Genomic DNA, 20,124 nt, shown 5'->3' with positions numbered 1-20,124 from the left:
CGGCCCCGAGACGTGCCCGCAACCCAGCGCGTGTATTGCAGCAAGGAGCACGTCATCTGCTGCGAGGATATGGGCGGCCAGGGAGAAGAACGCCGAGGCGGCGCTGGAGGCTCGATGGGTGACTACTACGATCTCGGCCGCCACACCCGACCGGTGTCGACCGGGGTGGTGGAGGCACAGACCTGGTTCGACCGCGGCCTGGTGTGGAGCTATGCCTTCAACCACGAGGAAGCCATCGACTGCTTCGAGCGGACCCGCGAGCTCGACCCGGAATGTGCCATGGCTTCCTGGGGAATCGCCTATGCCCTGGGCCCCAACTACAACAAGCCCTGGGACCGCTTCGACCCTGCCGAGCTCGAGACGAACGTCTCCCGCGCGTTCGAGGCGTCCGCACAGGCCGAACGTCTCGCGCACAAGGCCACGCCCGCCGAACGGGCACTCATCGGCGCGCTCCGGCATCGTTACCCCCAGCCGGAGACGGCCGCGGTGCCGGACCTCTCTGCGTGGAATCACCGATATGCCGAGGCGATGCGCCTGGTGTACGCAGAGCACTCCACGGATCTCGACGTGATCACGCTGTTCGCCGACGCGCTGATGAACCTCACCCCGTGGCAGCTGTGGGACCAGAGGACCGGTGAGCCGGCCCCGGGATCGTTCGCTGTCGAGGTGCGTGACGCACTCGATCACGCACTGGAACTGCCTGGTGGGCAGGACCACCCGGGTGTGCTGCACATGTACATCCATCTGATGGAGATGTCGTCCACGCCGGAACGGGCCCTGCCGATGGCCGACCGGCTGCGCGATCTCGTTCCCGATGCCGGTCACCTGCAGCACATGCCCACACACCTGGACGTCCTGTGCGGCGACTACTCCCGCGTGGTGTCCTCCAACGCCCGTGCGATCGCGGCGGACGAGAAATTCGTGAGCCGTTCCGGCCCGATGAACTTCTACACGCTCTACCGCTGCCACAACTATCACTTCAAGATCTACGGCTCGATGTTCCTCGGGCAGCGCGCCGCCGCGCTGCGCACCTGCGACGAACTCGAGGCGGCGGTTCCCGAAGAGCTCCTCCGCGTGCAAGAGCCACCGATGGCGGACTGGCTCGAGGGGCTTCTCCCGATGCGGATGCATGTGCTGATCCGCTTCGGCATGTGGCAGGAGATCATTGACGCACCACTGCCGACGGACCCCGGACTCCACTGCGTGACGACGGCGCTGACGCACTACGCGAAGGCGATCGCCCACGCCTCCTCCGGCCAGGGGGAGACGGCCCAGACGCAGCGGGCGCTGTTCGAGGAGGCGGTGGAGCGGGTCCCGGAGTCGCGCATGCTGTTCAACAACACCTGTCAGGACATCCTCGAGGTGGCGGCCGCGATGCTGGAGGGCGAGGTGGAATACCGCAAGGGGAACGTCGACGCCGCCTACGCGGCGCTGCGGCGGTCGATCGAGCTGGATGACAACCTCCCCTACGACGAACCCTGGGGGTGGATGCAGCCGACCCGGCACGCCTACGGGGCGCTGCTGTTGGAGCAGGGCCATGTGGAGGAGGCCGCAGCGGTGTACCAGGCCGACCTCGGCCTGGACGGCACCATCCCGCGGTCGCAACAGCACCCGGGCAACGTCTGGAGCCTGCACGGCTTCCACGAGTGTCTGGTTCGGCAGGGCCGCAGAGGAGAGGCCGCCATCGTCGAGCAGCAGCTGCGCCTCGCCCGGGCGAGGGCTGACGTCCCGATCCACGCTTCGTGCTTCTGCCGACTGTCGGCGGTCGGGGAAGAGCCCTGTGGCACCGGGTCCGTCGAAGGCTGCCACTGACAGAATCGACCGCTCAGCCGTCAGATGTCCACTGGAACACCGTGGGCCCCTCTCCAACGGCCGAGCGATACCCACGTCCGGGTGGTTTCAGCACCGGCCGGGCGCGTATTCCGGTGCGGGCCCCGTTCACTCTCTCCAGACCTGTATGTGCGGGTCTCCAGCGACCGCGGAGGGGTGGCATGGCGGAGGGGACAGTTCTGTTCGCGGTACCCGAATCGCCCGGGGGCGGGGGCACGGGTGCCGAACAGCTGCACAGGGTCGGCGAGGAGCTGACGACCCACGGCTTCGAGGTGCGCTGGGCGTCGACGAGCGGGGACGCGCAGGCGGTGCTGCGCACCGAGGCGGGGCTGGCCGCCGCCGTGGTGGACTGGGGGCTTCCGCCCAACGGCACGGACTCGGGCGAGCCGGGCGGTGCCGAAGTGCTGCGCCAGGTGGGGCGGCGCTTCCAGAACCTGCCGGTCTTCCTGGTCATGGCCGGTGAGGACCTGGAACACCTGCCGCTGTGGGTGGCGGAGACGGTGGTCGGCTACATCTGGGCGCTGGAGGACACCGCGCGCTTCATCGCGGGCCGGGTCGCCCGCGCCGCCCGCGGCTATCAGGAAGAGCTCCTGCCGCCGTTCTTCCACGCGCTGCGCCGCTTCGACGACGCGCACGAGTACTCCTGGCACACCCCTGCCCACTCCGGCGGTGTCGCTTTCCTCAAGTCACCGGTCGGCCGGACCTTCCACGACTACTTCGGGGAACGGCTGCTGCGCAGCGACCTGTCCATCTCTGTCGAGGAGCTCGGCTCGCTGTTCGAGCACACCGGGCCGGTCGGTGCGGCGGAGCGCAACGCAGCCCGGGTCTTCGGCGCCGACCGCACCTACTTCGTCCTGCACGGCGACTCGACCTGCAACCGCATGGTCGGCCACTTCAGCGTCACCCGCGACGAGATCGCGCTGGTGGACCGCAACTGCCACAAGTCGGTGCTGCACGGTCTGGTCCTGTCCGGCGCCCGGCCGGTCTATCTGGTCCCCACCCGGAACGGCTACGGCTTGGCGGGACCCCTGCCACCCTCTCAGGTCCGGGCGGACGCGATCGCAGCCAGCATCGCCCGCAATCCACTCGCCCAGAGTGCGGTCACCTCCCAGGTCCAGTACGCGGTGCTGACCAACTCCACCTACGACGGGCTGTGCTACGACGCGCTCCAGGTCGCCAGAGCGCTCGCGCCCAGCACCCCGCGACTGCACTTCGACGAGGCATGGTTCGCCTACGCCCGCTTCCACCCCCTCTACGCCGGACGCTTCGGCATGTCGGTGGGCCCCGACACGTTCCCCGGCCCCGAACGCCCGACCGTCTTCTCCACCCAGTCGACGCACAAACTGCTGGCGGCCATGTCGCAGAGCGCGATGGTGCACGTCAAACCCGCGCCCCGTGCACCGGTTGAGCACGACCGCTTCAACGAGGCGTTCATGATGCACGGCACCACCTCGCCGCTGTACCCGATGATCGCCTCGCTGGACGTGGCCGCCGCGATGATGGACGGGCCGCAGGGCCGCTGGCTGGTCGACGAGTCGGTGACCGAGGCCATCCGCTTCCGCCAGACAGTCGTACGCGTGGGCCGGCGCGTCGCGGCCGCCGGCGACCGGCCCGGCTGGTTCTTCGGCGTCTGGCAGCCCGACACCGTGGTCGATCCCGCCTCCGGCGAGCGGCTGCCCTTCGCCGACGCCCCGGTGGAGCTGCTGCGCAGCGAACCGTCCTGCTGGCAGCTGGAGCCGGGCGCCGACTGGCACGGTTTCGCCGGGCTGTCCGACGGCTACTGCCTGCTCGACCCCGTCAAGGTCACCCTCACCTGCCCCGGCATCGACGCCGGGGGGCGCATGGCCGACTGGGGCGTCCCCGCCCGCGTCCTCACGGCCTACCTGGCCACGCGCAACATCGTGGTGGAGAAGACCGACACCTACACCACTCTCGTCCTGTTCTCCATGGGGATCACCAAGGGCAAGTGGGGGACGCTCATGGACGCTCTGATGGACTTCAAGGCGCTCTACGACCAGGACGCACCCCTGGAGCGCCTGCTGCCCGAACTGGTCGACGCGCACCCCCGGCGCTACGCCGGGCAGACCTTGCGCGCGCTGTGCCAGGAGATGCACGACCACCTACGGGAAGCCCGGCTGGTCGAGCTGCTCGACACCGCCTTCCAGGAGCTGCCCGAGCCTGTCGCGCCACCTCAGCACTGCTACGAGCGCCTCATCCGCAGCGGCACCGAACGGGTGCGGCTCGCCGACGCGGCCGACCGGACCGCAGCCGCCATGGTCACCGTCACACCGCCCGGTATCCCCGTCCTGATGCCGGGTGAGAACACCGGTGCGCCCGACGGTCCGCTGCTGCGCTATCTGAGGGCACTGGAGAGCTTCGACCGGCGGTTTCCCGGCTTCCACAGCGAGACCCACGGTGTCACCCTCGACCCGGACACCGGTGACTACCTCATCGAGTGCGTACGCCGCATCCCCGCCCAGTCGGCCACACGTAGCAACCGCACTCATGGCGAATCCGGCCCGTCCAGTCCGACGGCGAAGAAGGCGCGGAAGTAGCCGGGCGGGTGGTCCTCGCCGACCGGGGTGCGGTCGGCCTCCGCCCAGGCGCGCGGGGTGGGCTGGAAGCGAAGTAGGACCGTCACAAGAGCGCCGTATGCATCGACGCATCGATCGCGTATGACCGCCACGAGTGCATCCGCGCCGCGGCACGGATGCCGCCGGCCGCGATGGGAAGCCCTCCTGAGGACTTCATCCCCCGGCAAGAGGAGGGCAGGACCCGGTGGCCGACAGCACGTACGCCGTTCAGGCACACGGGCTGGTCAAGACGTACCCGCGCGGAGGCAGCGGCGGCACACCGGTCGAGGCGGTGCGCGGAGTGGACCTGGAGGTGGCCGACGGCGAGACCTTCGGGTTCCTGGGGCCGAACGGTGCGGGGAAGACGACCACCATCGCCATGCTGTGCGCGCTCGCCGTCCCCACGGCCGGACGCGCGTGGGTGCACGGCGCCGATGTGGCGACCGAGGCCGGGCTCGTACGGCAGCGCGTGGGCCATCTGTTCCAGACCAGCTCGCTGGACGACGGTATGACGGCGCGGCAGAACCTGTATGTGCACGCGCGTCTGTACGGGCTCTCCCGGCGGTACGCACACCGGCGCGTCGCCCGGCTGCTGGAGCTGGCGGGAGTGGCGGAACGGGCCCGGCAGCCGGTGCGTACGTACTCCGGGGGCATGCGGCGCAGGCTCGAGATCGCGAGAGGGCTGCTGCACCACCCCAGGGTGCTGTTCCTGGACGAGCCCACCGTGGGGCTCGACCCGCACGCCAGAGCCCAGACCTGGGAGCACCTCAACTCGCTGCCCGGACGCCGGCGCACCACGCTGTTCGTCACCACGCACTACCTCGATGAGGCCGAGAACTGCGACCGCATCGCCATCATCGACCAGGGCCGCATCGTGGTCTCCGGCACTCCGGATCGGCTGAAGGCCGCCATCGGGCGGGACCAGTTGCACCTGCGGACCGACGACAACGCCGCGGTGTGGGAGGTGGCGCGGAACATCCCTGAGCTGCGCGAGGCACTCACGGCTCAGGGGCCTTCCGGTGCGTCCGATCCGGCCAAGTCCGTGGCCCCGCCCGGCGGCGAGGGGGTCACCCTGCGCGTCCGTGAAGCGAGTGCCTGGCTCCCCCGGCTGTGCGCTGCCCTCGCTCAGCGGGGCGTCACCGTGTACGCGGCAACGGCGACGCCGCCGACGCTGGACGATGTGTTCTTCCACCACACCGGCCGAAGCATCAGCGTGGACTCGATGGCAGCAAGTGCCCTCGGCGGACCGGTCGAAGCGCCGCCCCCTGGCGGACGGGAGAAGCCCTCATGAGCGCCGAGTCGGCATCCCCCACTCCACCCACCGGGACAGCCGCCAAGGGAGCCGGAAGCCGGACCGGCGGGGGGTTGGAACCGGCCGACGCGCTCACCGGCCCGGACCCGGTTCCCGGTTCAGCGCTGCGCCGCGAACTGCGTGCGGCTCACGCCCTGGTGTACCGGGAGTGCCTGCGGCTGCTGTCCCTGCGCCTGCACACGGTGATCATCGTGCTGGAGCCCGCGGTCTATCTGGTGGCGCTCGGGGGCGGACTGTCCGGTCTGATCCCGTCCGAGACCGTGGGCGGCGACTACAAGACGTTTCTGTTCCCGGGCATCCTCGCCATCGCTGTGCAGGCTCCCGCCATGTCCGTCGGCATCCGCCTCATCATGGACAAGGAGAACGGCTACCTGCGCGAGACGCTGATGGCTCCGGTGCGCCGCTCGACCTGCTGGGCGGCACACCGGTTCGGCCGCCCTGAATGAGGCCACGGCCACCCACGCGAGTGGCCGCTCAGGGCGCAGGGACGCTCAGAGGGAGTCGCCGAGGGTGTCCGCCAGTCGCTGCCGTACGGCGCGTGACGCCGGGAGCAGGGAGACGGCGACCGCGCCCGCCACCACCGCGGCGACCAGCAGCAACAGCGCCGTGACCGGGGGCTGTTGAGCGATCCCGGCGCCGATACCGCTGGAGCGGCCCTGCAGGTCGATCAGCCATCCCGACGCGATGACCCCGGCCACGGTTCCGACCAGGGCAGCGGCAAGGGCGGTGAAGCCGGTCCCGGCCACGATCACCGCGATGATCTGCCGCGGCGTCAGTCCGATGGCCTTGAGGGCGAGCAGGTCCCGGCGACGTTCCCGTACGCCCGCGGCGATCGTCGTCGACAGCTCGGCCAGACCGATCAGCGCCAGCACCGTGACGAGACCGCCCAGCACCCCGCGTACGGACGAGAGTTCCTGCACCGGATTGGGGATCTCGCGCACGTCCAGTCGGCCGTCGGCCCCCGACGACAGTTCGGCGGCCACGGCAGCGGGATCGGCGTCCTCGTCCAGGACGAGGTTGTAGAAGCCGGGGCTCAGCGTGCTGTCGCCCTCGCGGAGCGTGTCGAGCGGGGTCGAGATCACCCGGCCGTCCTCCTCCGGCTCGATGCTGCGCCCGACGATGTGCAGCACCTGCGGGTCGCCGCCGACCGTCACCCGCACCCAGTCGCCGACCCGCACGTCCAGCAGGTCCAACAGCCCTTGTCCGGCGACCGCCTCGTGGGATCTGTCCGCGGCGCGCCCCTCGGCGATGGTGAAGGGGTAGGGGTCACGGTCCGTGCCGAGGCCGCGGAGTGTGATCGTGCCGGTCTGGCCGGGCACCAGCGCCTTGACCTCGTCCCCCGGATAGGCCGCGGTCACCTTCGGCTGGTCGGCGAGCATCCGCCGTACGGCGGCGGCGTCGAGCCCGTCGCCGCGCACGGTGAGCGCGGCCGGGATGCCCACTCTCTCCGGATGGTGCTCCAGACGGTCCAGGGTGGTCCACGCGCCGAGGACGATCGTGATCAGCAGCAGGGGCACGGCCAGCCGTCCGACAGCGGCGCAGGACCGGGCCCTGGAGTGGAAGGCCCCTCTCCAGCCGAGGACGAGGGCAGGCGGCAGCCGGAGCCCGAGGGCTCGCCGTACCGTGCCGGGCATCCGCCGGACGGCGGGAATCGCCGCGCGGGCGACCGGTACGGGCGATACGCGGCCGGCCCGCCAGGCGGCCAGCGCGGTCGTGCCGACGATGAGGAGCAGCGCGCCGAGCGGGATCGCGAGCGGTACCCAGGTGTGGGCCGGAAGCGCCTGCCACAGCCGCATCGCCTCACCGAGCCGTCCTGGCATCCGTGGGCCGAGGACCTCGGTGAGCACGGCACCGCAGGCCACGCCGAGCAGGGCGAGCGCCGCGTGCTCGACGAGGAAGGTACGGATGAGCTGGCCCGGCGTGAAGCCGATGGCCTTGAGGATCGCGATGTCCCGCAGGTGACCCCGGATGCGGGTGCTGATGGCTCCGGCCACGGCGAGCGCGGCGGCGAGCAGTGCGCTGAGGCCGAACAGGCCGAGGAGCAGCCCGAGGAGCCGGCCGCCGCCCTCGGCGTCGTCCCGCGCCTGCTGCCAGGTGGAGACGGAGACGATCTGGTTGTCGCCCAGTTCGGTGACTGCCCGCTGGATCGCGAAGTCGGTGTCCTCGGGATCGTCCAGCCGCAGCCCGATCGTCTGCCCGCGCTGGTCGGCCTCCGTCCCGAGGCGGTGCATGGCGCCCGGCAGCACCCAGCCGATGCCGGGGGTGCGGCCCGGGCTGTACCGGTCCTCGGCGGTCTCCGCGACACCGGACACGCGCAGGGCGTGGGCGATGCCGTCGGAGCCTCGAACGTGCAGCATGTCGCCGGGTTCGGCCCACAGGGCGCGGGCGAGCGAGCTCTCCAGCACGATGCCGTCGGCAGCTCCCGCCGTGTCGCGGTCTGCGGAGTCGGTGCCGGCCGGACCTTCGGTGGGGGCGCGTGCGGCCGCAGCCCTGGCAGGGGCGTGCGCGGCCGCAGCCTCGGCGGCGGCCGGTGCTTCCTGCTCGGGCCAGCGGCCCTCGGTCATCAGGGGGCGGGCCACCTTCGGGGGTTCGGCTCCCGCCGCGCGGAGCTGGACCCTCGCCTTGGCGCCGTCGAGTTCCACGGTGGTGACGGCGGTGCGGAACGGTCCGGAGGCGGACTCGACCCCGTCCAGCCCGGCCAGCGCCTTGGCATCGGCCCCCGCCGTGGTCTGGATCCACACGTGGGCGCCGGTGGACTCGGTGAACACCCGCTGCCAGGGGCTCGCCCCGTAGGCGAGGAAGGCGCCCGACAGCAGCAGCGAGACGATGACCCCTGCCGTGGCGAGGACCAGGAACAGCGCCTCGCCCCGGTGCGCCCGCAGATCGGCGCGGACCCAGCGCGCCGTGGCCCGCACCGCCTCAGCCCTTCAGTTCGAGCGTGCCGGACACGCCGCCCTTGGACCGGCCCGGCCGGGTTCCGCCGCCGAGCGCCGCGTCGTCGACTATGCGGCCGTCGAAAAGGCTGATCACCCGGTCGGCGGCGCTGGCCACCCGGGCGTCGTGGGTGACCAGCACGATGGTCTGGCCGCGCTGGTGGTAGCGGGACAGCAGCCTCAGCACCTCGCGGGTGCCCTTGCTGTCGAGGCTGCCCGCAGGCTCGTCGGCCAGCAGCAGGCTGGAGTGGTTGACCAGCGCGCGGGCGAGCGCGACACGCTGCTGCTCGCCCCCGGACAGCTCGCCGGGGGTGCTGTTGTCCTTGCCCTCCAGGCCGAGGTCGGCGAGCAGCTCCGCGCGTCTGGCGCGGGCCTGACGCGGGCTGCTTCCGGCGAGCAGCGCGGGCAGCTCGACGTTGTCGGCCACCGTCAGGTGGGAGATGAGGTTGAAGAACTGGAAGACGATACCGACGTGGCGGCGGCGCAGTACGGCCCAGCGTGCCTCGCTGTAGGTGTCGACCCGCTCGCCCTCCAGCCAGATGCGCCCGCTGTCCGGTTTGTGCAGTCCGCCCAGCAGGTGAAGCAGGGTGGACTTGCCGGCCCCGGACGGTCCTGTGATCGCGACGAACTCGCCGCGCTCGATCTGCAGATCCACACCTTGTACGGCCTTGACGGGGGTGCCGGACTCGGTGCGGTGGGTCTTGACCAGCCCCTCGGCCGAGACGACGAGGTCGGCGGCGGCCGATATGCCCCCCGCGTCGTCAGCGGCAGGGGCCTCACGGGCCTTGCGGCTCATTCCAGCTCCTCCAGCTGTTCCAGCTCCTCCTGGCAGCGCTCGAGCCAGTCGAGGTCCGCCTGGAGGTGCAGCATCGCCCCCTCGACGAGCAGCTGTGCGACCCGGTTGTCCCGGTCCTCGGCCGCGGAGAGCTTGGAGAGATCACGCATGGCGTTGAGGTAGTGACGACGCTGCTTGTTGATGAGGTCGACCTGGTCGGCCATCCCGGTGCCGGGGGCCACGGCGAGCTTCATGAAGAACTCGTCCCGCACCCGCGGCTCCTCGGTCGGCTCGTCGAACCACGCGGCCACCGCTTCCCGTCCCGCGTCCGTGAGCTGGTAAGTGCGCTTGTTCGGCCGGCTCGACTGTGCGATGTCTTCGCCTTCGATGAGTCCGGCCTTCTCGAGCCTGCCGAGGGTGACGTAGACCTGCCCGATGTTGGGCTGAGGGTACGCGGCGCCCAGAAGCTTCTCAAGGGCCTGCTTGAGTTCGTATCCGTGGGCCGGGCCTCTGGCGAGCAGCGCCAGCAGGGACAGCCGCATGCTCGCCCTCCTCTCCGGCCATTGTTACCTTCTCGTTAGCTGCCCAGCCCCTGCCTGTGAGCCGGATCGCCCCTGTATTGTCCAGGACGTTTAGTATCCCGCATACCTAACAGCTATGCAGAGGGCGCGGACGCCGACGCGGGCGGATCGACGCCGGTGTGCGAAGGAGGAACCTATGCGGTGGAAGCGGGCCGCGGGTAGGGGACTCCTGGCTGCCGTGCTGATCCTGGTGGGCTACACGGGGACCGGCGCCGGAGCCCGCGACGCGACGGTCGGCGGCTCCGGTACGGGGCGCGGACCGCTGACGGTAGTGACGGGCGGAGACCTGACCGGCTATCTGCGCGGGGTCCTGGACGACTGGAACCGTCAACGGCCGGCCGAGAAGGTCACCCTGGTCGAGCTGCCGGACGCCGCGGACGAGGTCCGCGCGCAGCTGGCGTCCAGCCTCCGGTCCGGCAGCGACCGCTACGACGTGCTCAACATCGACGTCGCCTGGACCTCCGAGTTCGCCGCCGCCGGCTGGATCGCCCCGCTGAACGCCGACCGCTTCCCCCTCGAGCACTTCCTGCCTCCCGTGGTGGACACCGCCACCTTCCGCGGCCGACTGTACGCGCTGCCGTACGTCACGAACGCGGGGCTGCTCTATTACCGCAAGGACATCCTGGACAAGGAGGGCAAGGCCCCGCCGCGCACCTGGGCCGAGCTGGAGCGGCTCGCGAAGACGGTGGCGCCGAAGTACGGCCTGGAGGGTTACGCGGGGCAGTTCCTGCCGTACGAAGGGCTCACGGTCAACGCGTCGGAGGTCATGAGGTCGGCGGGCGGCACCCTCCTCGCGGACGAGGGGAAGCGGGTCACCGTCGACTCCCCCGCGGCACGGAAGGGCATCGGCTTCCTGGCCCGGGGCGTACGGGAGGGCTGGATCCCGAAGGAGGCCCTCACCTACAAGGAGGAGGAGTCCCGGCAGGCATTCGAGGACGGGAAGCTGCTGTTCCTGCGCAACTGGCCGTATGTCCAGGGGACAGCGGCCGCGAGCGACTCGAAGGTCGCGGGGAAGTTCGGGGTCGTGCCACTGCCCGGCTCCCAGGGGGCGGCGGCCGGGGTGCTGGGCGGCTCGAATCTCGCCGTCAACGCACGGTCAGCGCACAAGGAGTCGGCCGCCGACCTGCTCGACTACCTGACGAGTGAGCACATCCAGCGGCGCGTGCTCACCGAGGGGGCCTTGCCGCCGGTGTGGGCCGGCGTCTACACCGATCCCGCGCTGGTGCGCCGGTATCCGTATCTGCCGACGCTGCGCAAGAGCGTACTCGCGGCCAAGCCGCGACCCAAGAGCCGCAGGTACGAGCAGGTGAGCCTGGCCGTACAGGCTGTCGTGTACGACGCGATGGCGCAGCGGGTGACGCCCCGGCAGGCGGTGGCGCGGCTCGAACGGGAGCTCCAGGAGATCGTCCGCCGCGGCTGAGCGGCTCCCTGTCGGGACTCCCTCCGGAGCCTGTCTCACCTCGAATCACCTACCTACTTGTTAAGTAGAGCTGTCGTGCTCTCGATGCTCTCGACGCCTCGAAATTCCGGTGCAAATACGGGCAAGTCGAACAGGTTTCCGGGTGGTTACGAGCAAACTCATTGACACCTGCGTGAAATTCCTACATAACAAGCATGCACAACGTCGGAACACTCGATGAGACAGGCACCACGCATGCACACAGCCATGGCCGTCACCCCCCAGCACTGGTGGCGGGATGCGGTGATCTACCAGGTCTACGTCCGCAGCTTCCTCGACAGCACCGGGGACGGCGTCGGCGACCTGGCCGGAGTCCGCGCCGGACTCCCGTACCTCAAGAAGCTGGGCGTCGACGGGATCTGGCTCAGCCCCTTCTACCCCTCGCCGCACCACGACCATGGCTACGACGTCGCCGACTACCAGGGTGTGGACCCGCTCTTCGGGGACCTGGACGAGTTCGACCGTCTGGTGACGGACGCCCACCGGCTCGGCGTGAAGGTCGTCATCGACATCGTTCCGAACCACTGCTCCAGCGAGCACCCGTGGTTCCGCGCCGCGCTGGCGGACCGTCCCGGCGGCCCTGCCCGCTCCCGTTTCCACTTCGCCGACGGAAGGGGAGCGGACGGCGAACTGCCGCCCAACAACTGGCGGGCCATGTTCGGCGGCCCCGCCTGGTCCCGCGTCACCGAGCCGGACGGCGAGCCGGGCCAGTGGTACCTGCACCTGTTCACCCCGGACCAGCCCGACCTCAACTGGCGTGACCCGGCGGTCGGCCGCGAGTTCGGCGATGTGCTGCGCTTCTGGCTCGACCGCGGTGTCGACGGCTTCCGCATCGATGTCGCCGCGGGCCTGTTCAAGCACCCCGAACTCCCCGACTCCCCCGACCCGGAGGCCGACGAGCGCGCCCGCGACTCGGTCAACCCGCTGGCCTGGAACCAGCCCGAGGTGCACCAGGTATGGCGTGACTGGCGCACGGTGTGCGACGAGTACACCGCGCGCGACGGCCTCGACCGGCTGCTGGTCGGCGAGGTGTCCGTGCCGACCGCCCGCGAGCACGCCAAGTACGTACGCCCCGACGAGCTGCACCAGGCGTTCTTCTTCGACCTGTTGAGCGCCGAATGGGACGTGGACGCCTTCCGGAAGGCCATCTCCGAGGCGCTCACCGACATCGCGGGCACCGGCTCCACCGTCACCTGGGTGCTCAACAACCACGACCAGGTCAGGACCGTCACCCGATACGCCGGGGAGAGCACCACAGTCGGCCCCGCCCGCGCCCGGGCCGCGGCCCTGCTGATGCTCTCGCTGCCCGGTGCCGCCTACATCTACCAGGGCGAGGAGCTTGGTCTGCCCGAGGTGGTCGACCTGCCCGACGAGGTGCTCACCGACCCCATCTTCCGCAGGACCGGCTCGCGTCGGCGCGTCCGTGACGGCTGCCGGGTGCCACTGCCGTGGTCCGGGCACGCCTCCCCGTTCGGCTTCACCGCCGCCGACAGCACGGCCCAGCCGTGGCTGCCGCAGCCCGAGTGGTTCGCCGAGCACGCCACCGAGCGGGCGCTGGCCGACACCCGCTCCTTCTGGCACCTCTACCGCGACGGGCTGCAGCTGCGGCGCAGCCTGCCACAGCTGGGCGAGGGCAGCCTGCGCTGGCTGGAGACCGAGCCTGAGGTCCTGGCCTTCGTACGCGGCGAAAGCCTGGTCTGCGCCGTCAACTTCGGCCTCGATCCCGTACCGGCGCCCGTCGCCGGCACTCCGCTGCTCGCCAGCCGGGACTGCCCGCCGGGCGTCCTTCCCGGGTCCACCGCCGCCTGGTGGATCAGCGACCTGTCCACCCGCTCCACCGACTCCAACTCCCAGGAGGGGAACACACCATGACCAACACCAGCACCAGACGACGGGCAGCGACGGCCACGGCGCTCACGCTCGGCCTCGCCCTGACCGCCACCGCCTGCGGCTCGGGCGACGACGACGCCGGGTCCGGCTCGCAGGAGCTCAAGGGCCAGACGGTCACGGTCGCCGGAGTGTGGACCGGCACCGAGCAGAAGAACTTCCAGAAGGTGCTGGACGCCTTCTCCGAGAAGACCGGCGCCAAGACCAAGTTCATCTCCACCGGCGACAACGTCTCCACCGTCGTCGGCAGCAAGATCGAGGGCGGCAACGCGCCCGACGTCGTCATGGTGCCGCAGCCCGGTGTGCTCAAGCAGTTCGCGAACAAGGGCTGGCTGCAGCCGCTGTCCACCAAGGTCCGCGACGAGACCAAGAGCAACCTCGCCCCGGTGTGGCGGGACTACGGCACCGTGGACGGCAAGTACTACGGCCTCTACTTCAAGGCGTCCAACAAGTCGACCGTCTGGTACAGCCCGGACGCTCTCTCCCAGGCCGGGGTGCAGCCCCCCAAGAGCTGGAAGGCGATGCTGAAGGCCGGCAAGACGATATCCGAGTCCGGGCTGCCCGCCTTCTCGGTCGCGGGCGAGGACGGCTGGACCCTCACCGACTGGTTCGAGAACGTCTACCTCTCCCAGGCCGGGCCCGAGAAGTACAAGCAGCTCGCCGAGCACAAGATCTCCTGGACCGACCCGACCGTAGTGAAGGCCCTGAGCACGCTCGCCGAGCTGTTCAAGGACAAGAACCTGGTCGCCGGCGGCAGCAAGGGCGCGCTGCGCACCACCTTCCCCGAGTCCGTCGAGCAGGTCTTCGGCGACAACCCCAAGGCCGGAATGGTCTACGAGGGCGACTTCGTGGGCGCCAGCATCTCCGGCGACCTGAAGAAGAAGGTCGGCACGGACGCCAAGTTCTTCCCGTTCCCCGCGGTCAAGGGCGGCAAGCCGCCGGTGGTCGGCGGCGGTGACGCGGCCGCGGTCATCAAGGCAGGAAAGCACCGCAAGGCCGGAATGAAGCTGCTGGAATTCCTGGCGACGCCCGAAGCGGCCGAGGTCTGGGCCGGGACGGGTGGCTTCCTCTCCCCCAACAAGAACGTGAAGCTCTCGGCGTACCCGGACGACGTCACCCGGCAGACCGCCAAGTCGCTGGTCGAGGCCGGGAACGCGGTCCGGTTCGACATGTCCGACCAGGCCCCGGCCGCCTTCGGTGGCACCAAGGGCACGGGTGAGTGGAAGCTGCTGCAGGACTTCCTGCGCGACCCGTCCGACCCCAAGGCCACCGCCCGCAAGCTCGAGGCCGCCGCGGCCAAGGCGTACAAGGGCTGAGGAACGTACGGATGCCAGCCACCCCTGTGAAGGCTCCCGCCGGCCCGGCACCGCTGCCGGGCCGGGCGGGGCCGGGCACCACTGAGCCCAAGGACAGTCCACGCCGCCGGGCCGACCGCCGACGGCGCCTGGTCGCTCTGCTCTTCCTGCTGCCCGCGCTGCTGCTGCTCGGCGCGCTCGTCGCGTACCCGATCCTCTTCACGGTCGGGCGCAGTCTCTTCGACGCCTCGGGCACGCGCTTCGTCGGCGCCGAGAACTACACGGCGATGTTCGACGACCCGGCGACGCTGAAGGCGATCCGCAACACCGCCATCTGGGTCCTGGTCGCGCCGGCGCTGTTGACCGGCCTCGGACTGGTCCTGGCCGTGTTGACCGAGAAGATCCGCTGGGCCACCGCTTTCAAGCTGGTGCTGTTCGTGCCGATGGCGATCTCCTTCCTCGCCACGGGCATCATCTTCCGCGTCGTCTACGAGCAGGACCCCGACCGCGGTGTGCTCAACGCGGTCGCCGTCGGTGTACACGACGCCTTCGACGAAGGCGCCCACTATCCGACGGCGCGCCCCAAGGACAGCACCGTGCTGGCCAAGGGCAAGGACGGTTCGTACACGACGAAGGAGAAGGCATCACCCGGCAACACGGTCAATCTCGGCCTGGTCGGCGTCCCGCCCAAGGACCTGCCCAAGGACGCAGGACCCGCGCGCAAGGCGGCGGACGCCACCGCACACGGTGACGAGCTGCGCGGCGTCGTCTGGGTGGACTTCACCCTGGGCGGCGGCGGAAAGCCGGGGCAGGTGGACCCGAAGGAGAAGGGTCTGCCACAGGTGGCCATCGAGGCGGTCGACGCCAAGGGCAAGGCCGTGGCCAAGACGACCACCGCGTCCGACGGCTCGTACCACTTCAGCAAACTGTCACCCGGCGACTACTCCATACGCCTGCCCGCCCGGACCTTCGCCGAGCCGTACACGGGCGTGGAGTGGCTCGGCCCCACACTCATCACCCCGGCGATCATCGGCGCGTACATGTGGATCTGGACCGGGTTCGCGATGGTCCTGATCGCCGCCGGGCTCGCGGCCATGCCACGGGACGTGCTGGAGGCGGCGCGGATCGACGGGGCGAGTGAGTGGCAGATCTTCCGAAAGATCACCGCGCCACTGCTGGCCCCCGTGCTCGGCGTGGTCTTCGTGACCATGGTGATCAATGTGATGAAGGTCTTCGACCTCGTCTACGTCATCGCGCCGGGTCCGGTGCAGGAGGACGCCAACGTCCTGGCGCTGCAGATGTGGCTGGTGTCCTTCGGCGGCGGCAACAACCAGGGCCTGGGCAGCGCGCTGGGTGTCCTGCTGCTGCTCCTGGTGGTGCCGGCCATGATCTTCAACATCCGACGCTTCCGCAGGAGCCAGTCATGACCGCGCTTTCCCCAACGGCTCCCTCCAAGCCATCTCCCGAGCCTTCCTCGAAGGCTTCGTCCAAGGCCCCGTCCCGGGCCGGGCGACCGGGACCCGTCGCCTGGCTGATGCGGCAGCTCAGCCGCGGCGTGGTGCAGTTGATACTCGCGGTCGTCGGACTCCTGTGGCTGGCACCGGCGTTCGGACTGTTCGTCTCCTCGCTGCGGCCGGACCAGGACAACGCCTCCTCCGGCTGGTGGACCGCGCTCACCAACCCCGGCGACCTCACCTTCGACAACTACTCTGCGCTGCTGGACAACTCCGGCATCATCGACTCCTTCTGGAACACGGTGCTGATCTCGGTCCCCGCGACCGTGACCGTCGTCGTGGTGGCGTCCCTGGCGGGATACGCCTTCGCCTGGCTGGAGTTCCCGGGCCGCGACTGGATCTTCCTGGCCGTGGTGGGCATGCTCGTGGTGCCGATCCAGGTGGGGCTGCTGCCGGTGGCCAAGATGTTCGGTGCGGTCGGTCTCTTCGGCACGATTCCCGGAGTGATCCTCTTCCACGTCGCGTACGGGTTGCCGTTCGCCGTCTTCCTGCTGCGGAACTACTTCGCGGAGATCCCCAAGGAGATGCTGGAGGCCGCCCGGACAGAGGGCTGCAGCGAGTTGCGCATCTTCACTTCGCTGGTACTGCCCCTGGGCCGGCCGGCGATCGCCTCCCTGGCGATCTTCCAGTTCCTGTGGGTGTGGAACGACATGCTGGTGGCCTTGATCTTCGCCGACAGCCAGTCGCAGCCGCTGACAGTGGCCCTGCAGTCGGAGATGCGGCAGTTCGGCAGCAACATCGGGGTACTGGCGCCCGGCGCGTTCTTGTCCCTGATCGTGCCGGTCACGGTCTTCTTCGCCTTCCAGCGGCACTTCGTCCAGGGGGTGATGGCGGGATCGGTGAAGTGACCGGCCGGTGAGACGGCCACCTCGGCCGCACACCGGCAAAATGGGCTCTCCCACCGGGGGGAGAGCCCAATGGCCCCTGTGGGCCGCCCCGAATCCCCCGGTGAGTGTGGCCGCTACGGGAACACCCGGGCGGTCACCGCTTCATCAGGTCCAGGATCAGCGTGGCGATGTCCTCCGGGGCCTCCTCCGCCATGAAGTGGCCGGCCTGGGTGGTGAAGTGCTGAAGGTCGGTGATCCACGGCCGCCAGATCGCCTCGGCGTCGAACCCCAACTGCCGGCCCCAGTCCTGCTGGACGACCGTCACCGGCATGGAGAGCCGGTTGCCGACGTCGAGGTCTGCCTGGTCGTGTTCGATGTCGACGGTCGCGGTGGCGCGGTAGTCGGCGGTGATCGACGGAACGGCGTTCCGGCAGGCGCGAAGGTACTCGGCGCGTACGTCTGCCGGGATCGCGTCGGAGCTCGTGGACCAGGCGTCGAGGAAATGGCCGAAGAACGCGTCGGCGCTGCCCGCGATCATCTGCTCGGGCAGCCCGGGCGGCTGGGCCATCAGGTACAGGTGGAAGGCCACAGCAGCGCTGACTCCGTGCAGGACGTTCCAGGTGTCCAGAGTGGGAACGATGTCCAGGATGCCCAGTCGGCTGATCCGGTCCGGGTGGTCGAGCCCGGCACGGAAGGCGACGTGCGCCCCACGGTCGTGCCCGACCAGCGCGAACCGGTCGAATCCGAGCGCGTCGGCCAGGCGGACGATGTCCGCGGCCATCGTCCGCTTCGAGTAGGTGTCCTCGGTGACCGCCTCCGGCTTGCTGCTGGCGCCGTAGCCGCGGAGGTCGGGGCAGACCACGGTGTAGTGCCTTGCCAGGAGGGGCGCGACGTGCCGCCACATCAGGTGGGTCTGGGGAAATCCGTGGAGCAGCACAACGGCCGGTCCCTCTCCCCCGACCGCCGCGTGCAGCTCCACACCGTCCGCCACCTCGAACGACCTGGTCTCGAACCCCGGAATGCTGGTGCTCATCGTTGCCGTCTCCCTCTCCCACGCTCGTGGGTCGCTGCCGCTCACGCCCGGATGCGTGAACGACAGGGATCATCCGGGAGGCGGATCAGCAGTGGATCAGCGGTGGCCCGGAACCAAGGAGAATGAGGACATGGAGATCCTCGTCAAGGTGCTCGGGCCGATCGAGGTCACGGACGCCGAGGGCCGCTCCGTACCGGTGGGCAGCAGACGCCGCCGCGAGCTGCTGGGACGGCTGGTCGCGGCCGATGGCCGGGCCGTCCCGCTTCCGGTGCTCGTCGACGATCTCTGGGATGATCCCCCGCAGGCAGCGGCCGGGACGGTGCGTACCTTCGTCGGCGAGCTGCGCCGCGCCCTCGAACCCGATCGCCCTCCGCGGGCCCCGTCGCTCACCATCGAGACGGTCGGGACGGCGTACGCCTTGCGGATTCCGCGGGCGAGCGTCGACGTACACCGGTTCGAGGACACCCTTCGAGCGGTGCGCGAGGCGCCCAGCGGCCGGGCCGCCGGTGCGCTGAGCGAGGCGCTGTCGTGGTGGCGGGGCGAGCCGTACGCGGACCTCGACGCCTCGCCCTGGCTGACGCCGGAGCGCGCCCGGCTGACGGAGCTCCACCGTCAGGCCGTCGAGCTGCGCGCCCGGGCGATGCTCGACCTCGGGCGTGGCGCGCCACTCGTCCCGGAGCTGGAAGTGTTCGCCACCGCGCACCCGTGGCGGGAGCGGGCCTGGGTTCTGCTCGCCCATGCGCTCTACCAAGCCGGCCGCCAGGTCGACGCGCTGGCCTCGCTGCGCAAAGCGCGGGCCGGTCTGCTGGAGCGGTTCGGACTGGAATCGGCGGACAGCCTCGACCACCTGGAACGTGACATCCTGCGGCACGCCCCCCACCTCACGCCCGCGCCCCGGGACGAGGACCGGCAGCGGCTGCTCACGCGTACGGAAGCGACGGGCACATACACCCGGCTGCGCTCGATGAGCACCGTCGCCGGGACCGCGGCGGTCACCGGCGGCACCAACCTGGTACTCGCCCAGGAGCAACGTGCTGCGGCAGTCGCGGAAGCGGAGCGGACCGAGGACGCCGCTCTCACCGCCCGCGTGATCACGGCGTACGACGTCCCCACCATCTGGACGCGCGCCGACGACCCCGAGCGGTCCGCAGCTCTGGTCGCGACCGCTCGGCGCACCTTGCACCGGCTCGGGCCTGGGGCTCCGCCCGCACTTCGGTCGCGTCTCCTTTCGACCATCGCGCTGGAACACCGCGGGACCCGTGACCGCTGGGCCGTCGAGGCGGCGGCCGAAGCCGAGCAACTGGCCCGTGACCTGCACGACCCCAACGCGCTGGTGCTCGCGCTCAACGCCCGATTCGTCCAGTCCTTCCAGCACCCGGGGCGCACCGGCGAGCGGGACCTGATCGCCGGTGAGGTCATCGAACTCTCCGCGCGCCACGATCTCCCGATGTTCGAGATCCTCGGCCGGCTGATCAAGATCCAGGTCTGCGCGGCCCGCGGCGACACCGGGACCGCGGAGCGCCACGCCGTGGCGGCCGAGCGGCTCGCCACCGTCCACGAGTCCCCGCTCGTTCACGTCCTCACGGCCGCTTTCCGTGCGATGCGACTGGCAGAACAGTCGAGCGATCCGGCCGAGGTCGCCCACGCCTACCGCTCCGTGGCCGACGGCCTCGCAGGCGCGGGCATGCCCGGGGTGGAGGCCGGCATCTTCCCGCTCGCGCTCCTCTCCCTCCGGATGCGCCACGGCCGCGCCGCGCCCACGGACCCCGCCCTCGACTGGGGGCCCAACCGTCCCTGGGTCCAGCCCCTGCTCCACCTCGCCCGCGGCAACCCCGAGGCAGCCCGCGAGTCCGCAGCCGGCCTGCCCGAACCCCCTGCCGACCATCTGAACGACGCGCTCTGGGCCGTCAACGCCCATACGGCGAACCTGCTGCGGGACGCCTCACTCGCCGCACGAGCGCGCGACGCTCTCTCCCCGCTGCGCGGCGAGGTCGCGGGCGGCACGAGCGGCATGCTCACCTTCGGCCCCGTCGACGACATCCTGGCCACTCTCGATCAGCACCTCGTCCGGTAGCCACGGGCCAGCGGGAGGGACCGGCCACCAC

At 70.4% G+C, this 20,124-nt stretch carries 15 protein-coding genes; 10 read left to right on the top strand and 5 right to left on the bottom strand.

Going from position 1 to position 20,124, the window contains the following annotated elements:
• Positions 1–114 precede the first annotated feature (114 nt).
• Together JW592_RS06585 and JW592_RS06580 are read left to right on the top strand one after the other, a co-directional pair.
• A complete protein-coding gene (locus tag JW592_RS06585) occupies positions 115–1,812 on the top strand; it encodes a tetratricopeptide repeat protein (protein ID WP_209263956.1) in 1,698 nt (565 codons plus the stop codon).
• Between the two features lie 179 nt (positions 1,813–1,991).
• On the top strand, positions 1,992–4,385 hold the full coding sequence (locus JW592_RS06580; RefSeq protein ID WP_209263955.1) for an Orn/Lys/Arg family decarboxylase: 2,394 nt from the start codon (positions 1,992–1,994) through the stop codon (positions 4,383–4,385).
• Here the strand turns inward: JW592_RS06580 and JW592_RS06575 are convergent.
• Entirely contained in the window at positions 4,334–4,471 is a 138-nt protein-coding gene (locus tag JW592_RS06575; RefSeq protein WP_209263954.1) for a hypothetical protein, read from the bottom strand. The two genes, JW592_RS06580 and JW592_RS06575, sit on opposite strands and share 52 nt — an antisense overlap.
• Positions 4,472–4,608: 137 nt before the next feature.
• Here JW592_RS06575 and JW592_RS06570 point away from each other — a divergent pair, with 137 nt between their 5' ends.
• Positions 4,609–5,694, top strand: a complete 1,086-nt coding sequence (locus tag JW592_RS06570) for an ATP-binding cassette domain-containing protein (RefSeq protein WP_209263953.1) — start codon at positions 4,609–4,611, stop codon at positions 5,692–5,694.
• A complete protein-coding gene (locus tag JW592_RS06565) occupies positions 5,691–6,161 on the top strand; it encodes a hypothetical protein (protein ID WP_209263952.1) in 471 nt (156 codons plus the stop codon). Before JW592_RS06570 ends, JW592_RS06565 begins: the two co-directional genes overlap by 4 nt.
• 45 nt (positions 6,162–6,206) lie before the next feature.
• Here the strand turns inward: JW592_RS06565 and JW592_RS06560 are convergent, their stop codons facing one another.
• Genes JW592_RS06560 through JW592_RS06550 form a run of 3 tightly spaced genes read right to left on the bottom strand, consistent with a single transcriptional unit; the run spans position 6,207 to position 9,965 of the window.
• Positions 6,207–8,630, bottom strand: coding sequence for an ABC transporter permease (locus JW592_RS06560; RefSeq protein WP_209263951.1), 2,424 nt, complete (start codon positions 8,628–8,630; stop codon positions 6,207–6,209).
• A gap of 4 nt (positions 8,631–8,634) precedes the next feature.
• Positions 8,635–9,444 carry an ABC transporter ATP-binding protein gene (locus JW592_RS06555; protein ID WP_209263950.1) on the bottom strand — a complete coding sequence of 270 codons (810 nt, stop codon included), beginning with the start codon at positions 9,442–9,444 and terminating at the stop codon, positions 8,635–8,637.
• Positions 9,441–9,965 (bottom strand): PadR family transcriptional regulator, encoded by a 525-nt coding sequence (locus JW592_RS06550; protein ID WP_209263949.1) that lies wholly within the window; start codon positions 9,963–9,965, stop codon positions 9,441–9,443. Before JW592_RS06550 ends, JW592_RS06555 begins: the two co-directional genes overlap by 4 nt.
• Before the next feature lie 175 nt (positions 9,966–10,140).
• Here JW592_RS06550 and JW592_RS06545 point away from each other — a divergent pair, with 175 nt between their 5' ends.
• The 5 genes from JW592_RS06545 (at position 10,141) to JW592_RS06525 (ending at position 17,007) form a co-directional block, all read left to right on the top strand.
• Positions 10,141–11,424, top strand: a complete 1,284-nt coding sequence (locus JW592_RS06545; protein ID WP_209263948.1) for an ABC transporter substrate-binding protein — start codon at positions 10,141–10,143, stop codon at positions 11,422–11,424.
• A gap of 234 nt (positions 11,425–11,658) precedes the next feature.
• Positions 11,659–13,335 carry a glycoside hydrolase family 13 protein gene (locus tag JW592_RS06540; protein WP_209263947.1) on the top strand — a complete coding sequence of 559 codons (1,677 nt, stop codon included), beginning with the start codon at positions 11,659–11,661 and terminating at the stop codon, positions 13,333–13,335.
• Positions 13,332–14,666 carry an ABC transporter substrate-binding protein gene (locus JW592_RS06535; protein ID WP_209263946.1) on the top strand — a complete coding sequence of 445 codons (1,335 nt, stop codon included), beginning with the start codon at positions 13,332–13,334 and terminating at the stop codon, positions 14,664–14,666. Before JW592_RS06540 ends, JW592_RS06535 begins: the two co-directional genes overlap by 4 nt.
• A gap of 11 nt (positions 14,667–14,677) precedes the next feature.
• Positions 14,678–16,072: an ABC transporter permease gene (locus tag JW592_RS06530; protein ID WP_209263945.1), complete on the top strand. Its 1,395-nt coding sequence runs from the start codon at positions 14,678–14,680 to the stop codon at positions 16,070–16,072.
• Between the two features lie 107 nt (positions 16,073–16,179).
• Positions 16,180–17,007: a carbohydrate ABC transporter permease gene (locus tag JW592_RS06525; protein ID WP_229375322.1), complete on the top strand. Its 828-nt coding sequence runs from the start codon at positions 16,180–16,182 to the stop codon at positions 17,005–17,007.
• A gap of 133 nt (positions 17,008–17,140) precedes the next feature.
• Here the strand turns inward: JW592_RS06525 and JW592_RS06520 are convergent, their stop codons facing one another.
• Positions 17,141–18,019 carry an alpha/beta fold hydrolase gene (locus tag JW592_RS06520; RefSeq protein WP_209263943.1) on the bottom strand — a complete coding sequence of 293 codons (879 nt, stop codon included), beginning with the start codon at positions 18,017–18,019 and terminating at the stop codon, positions 17,141–17,143.
• Between the two features lie 130 nt (positions 18,020–18,149).
• On the opposite strand from JW592_RS06520, the gene JW592_RS06515 reads away from it, so the two are divergent.
• Entirely contained in the window at positions 18,150–20,093 is a 1,944-nt protein-coding gene (locus JW592_RS06515; RefSeq protein ID WP_209263942.1) for an AfsR/SARP family transcriptional regulator, read from the top strand.
• Positions 20,094–20,124 lie beyond the last annotated feature (31 nt).

Source organism: Streptomyces spirodelae (assembly GCF_017676385.1).
Taxonomy (GTDB): Bacteria; Actinomycetota; Actinomycetes; order Streptomycetales; family Streptomycetaceae; genus Streptomyces; species Streptomyces spirodelae.
This window is presented reverse-complemented; position numbering and strand designations above follow the sequence as displayed.

Excerpts from the sequence above, each read along its gene's own strand:
- JW592_RS06585 (WP_209263956.1), top strand. The coding sequence starts at position 115 with ATGGGTGACTACTACGATCTCGGCCGCCACACCCGACCGGTGTCGACC.
- JW592_RS06545 (WP_209263948.1), top strand. The coding sequence starts at position 10,141 with ATGCGGTGGAAGCGGGCCGCGGGTAGGGGACTCCTGGCTGCCGTGCTG.
- JW592_RS06535 (WP_209263946.1), top strand. The coding sequence starts at position 13,332 with ATGACCAACACCAGCACCAGACGACGGGCAGCGACGGCCACGGCGCTC.
- JW592_RS06530 (WP_209263945.1), top strand. The coding sequence starts at position 14,678 with ATGCCAGCCACCCCTGTGAAGGCTCCCGCCGGCCCGGCACCGCTGCCG.
- JW592_RS06540 (WP_209263947.1), top strand. The coding sequence starts at position 11,659 with ATGCACACAGCCATGGCCGTCACCCCCCAGCACTGGTGGCGGGATGCG.
- JW592_RS06525 (WP_229375322.1), top strand. The coding sequence starts at position 16,180 with ATGCGGCAGCTCAGCCGCGGCGTGGTGCAGTTGATACTCGCGGTCGTC.
- JW592_RS06565 (WP_209263952.1), top strand. The coding sequence starts at position 5,691 with ATGAGCGCCGAGTCGGCATCCCCCACTCCACCCACCGGGACAGCCGCC.
- JW592_RS06520 (WP_209263943.1), bottom strand. The coding sequence starts at position 18,019 with ATGAGCACCAGCATTCCGGGGTTCGAGACCAGGTCGTTCGAGGTGGCG.
- JW592_RS06555 (WP_209263950.1), bottom strand. The coding sequence starts at position 9,444 with ATGAGCCGCAAGGCCCGTGAGGCCCCTGCCGCTGACGACGCGGGGGGC.
- JW592_RS06550 (WP_209263949.1), bottom strand. The coding sequence starts at position 9,965 with ATGCGGCTGTCCCTGCTGGCGCTGCTCGCCAGAGGCCCGGCCCACGGA.
- JW592_RS06515 (WP_209263942.1), top strand. The coding sequence starts at position 18,150 with ATGGAGATCCTCGTCAAGGTGCTCGGGCCGATCGAGGTCACGGACGCC.
- JW592_RS06580 (WP_209263955.1), top strand. The coding sequence starts at position 1,992 with ATGGCGGAGGGGACAGTTCTGTTCGCGGTACCCGAATCGCCCGGGGGC.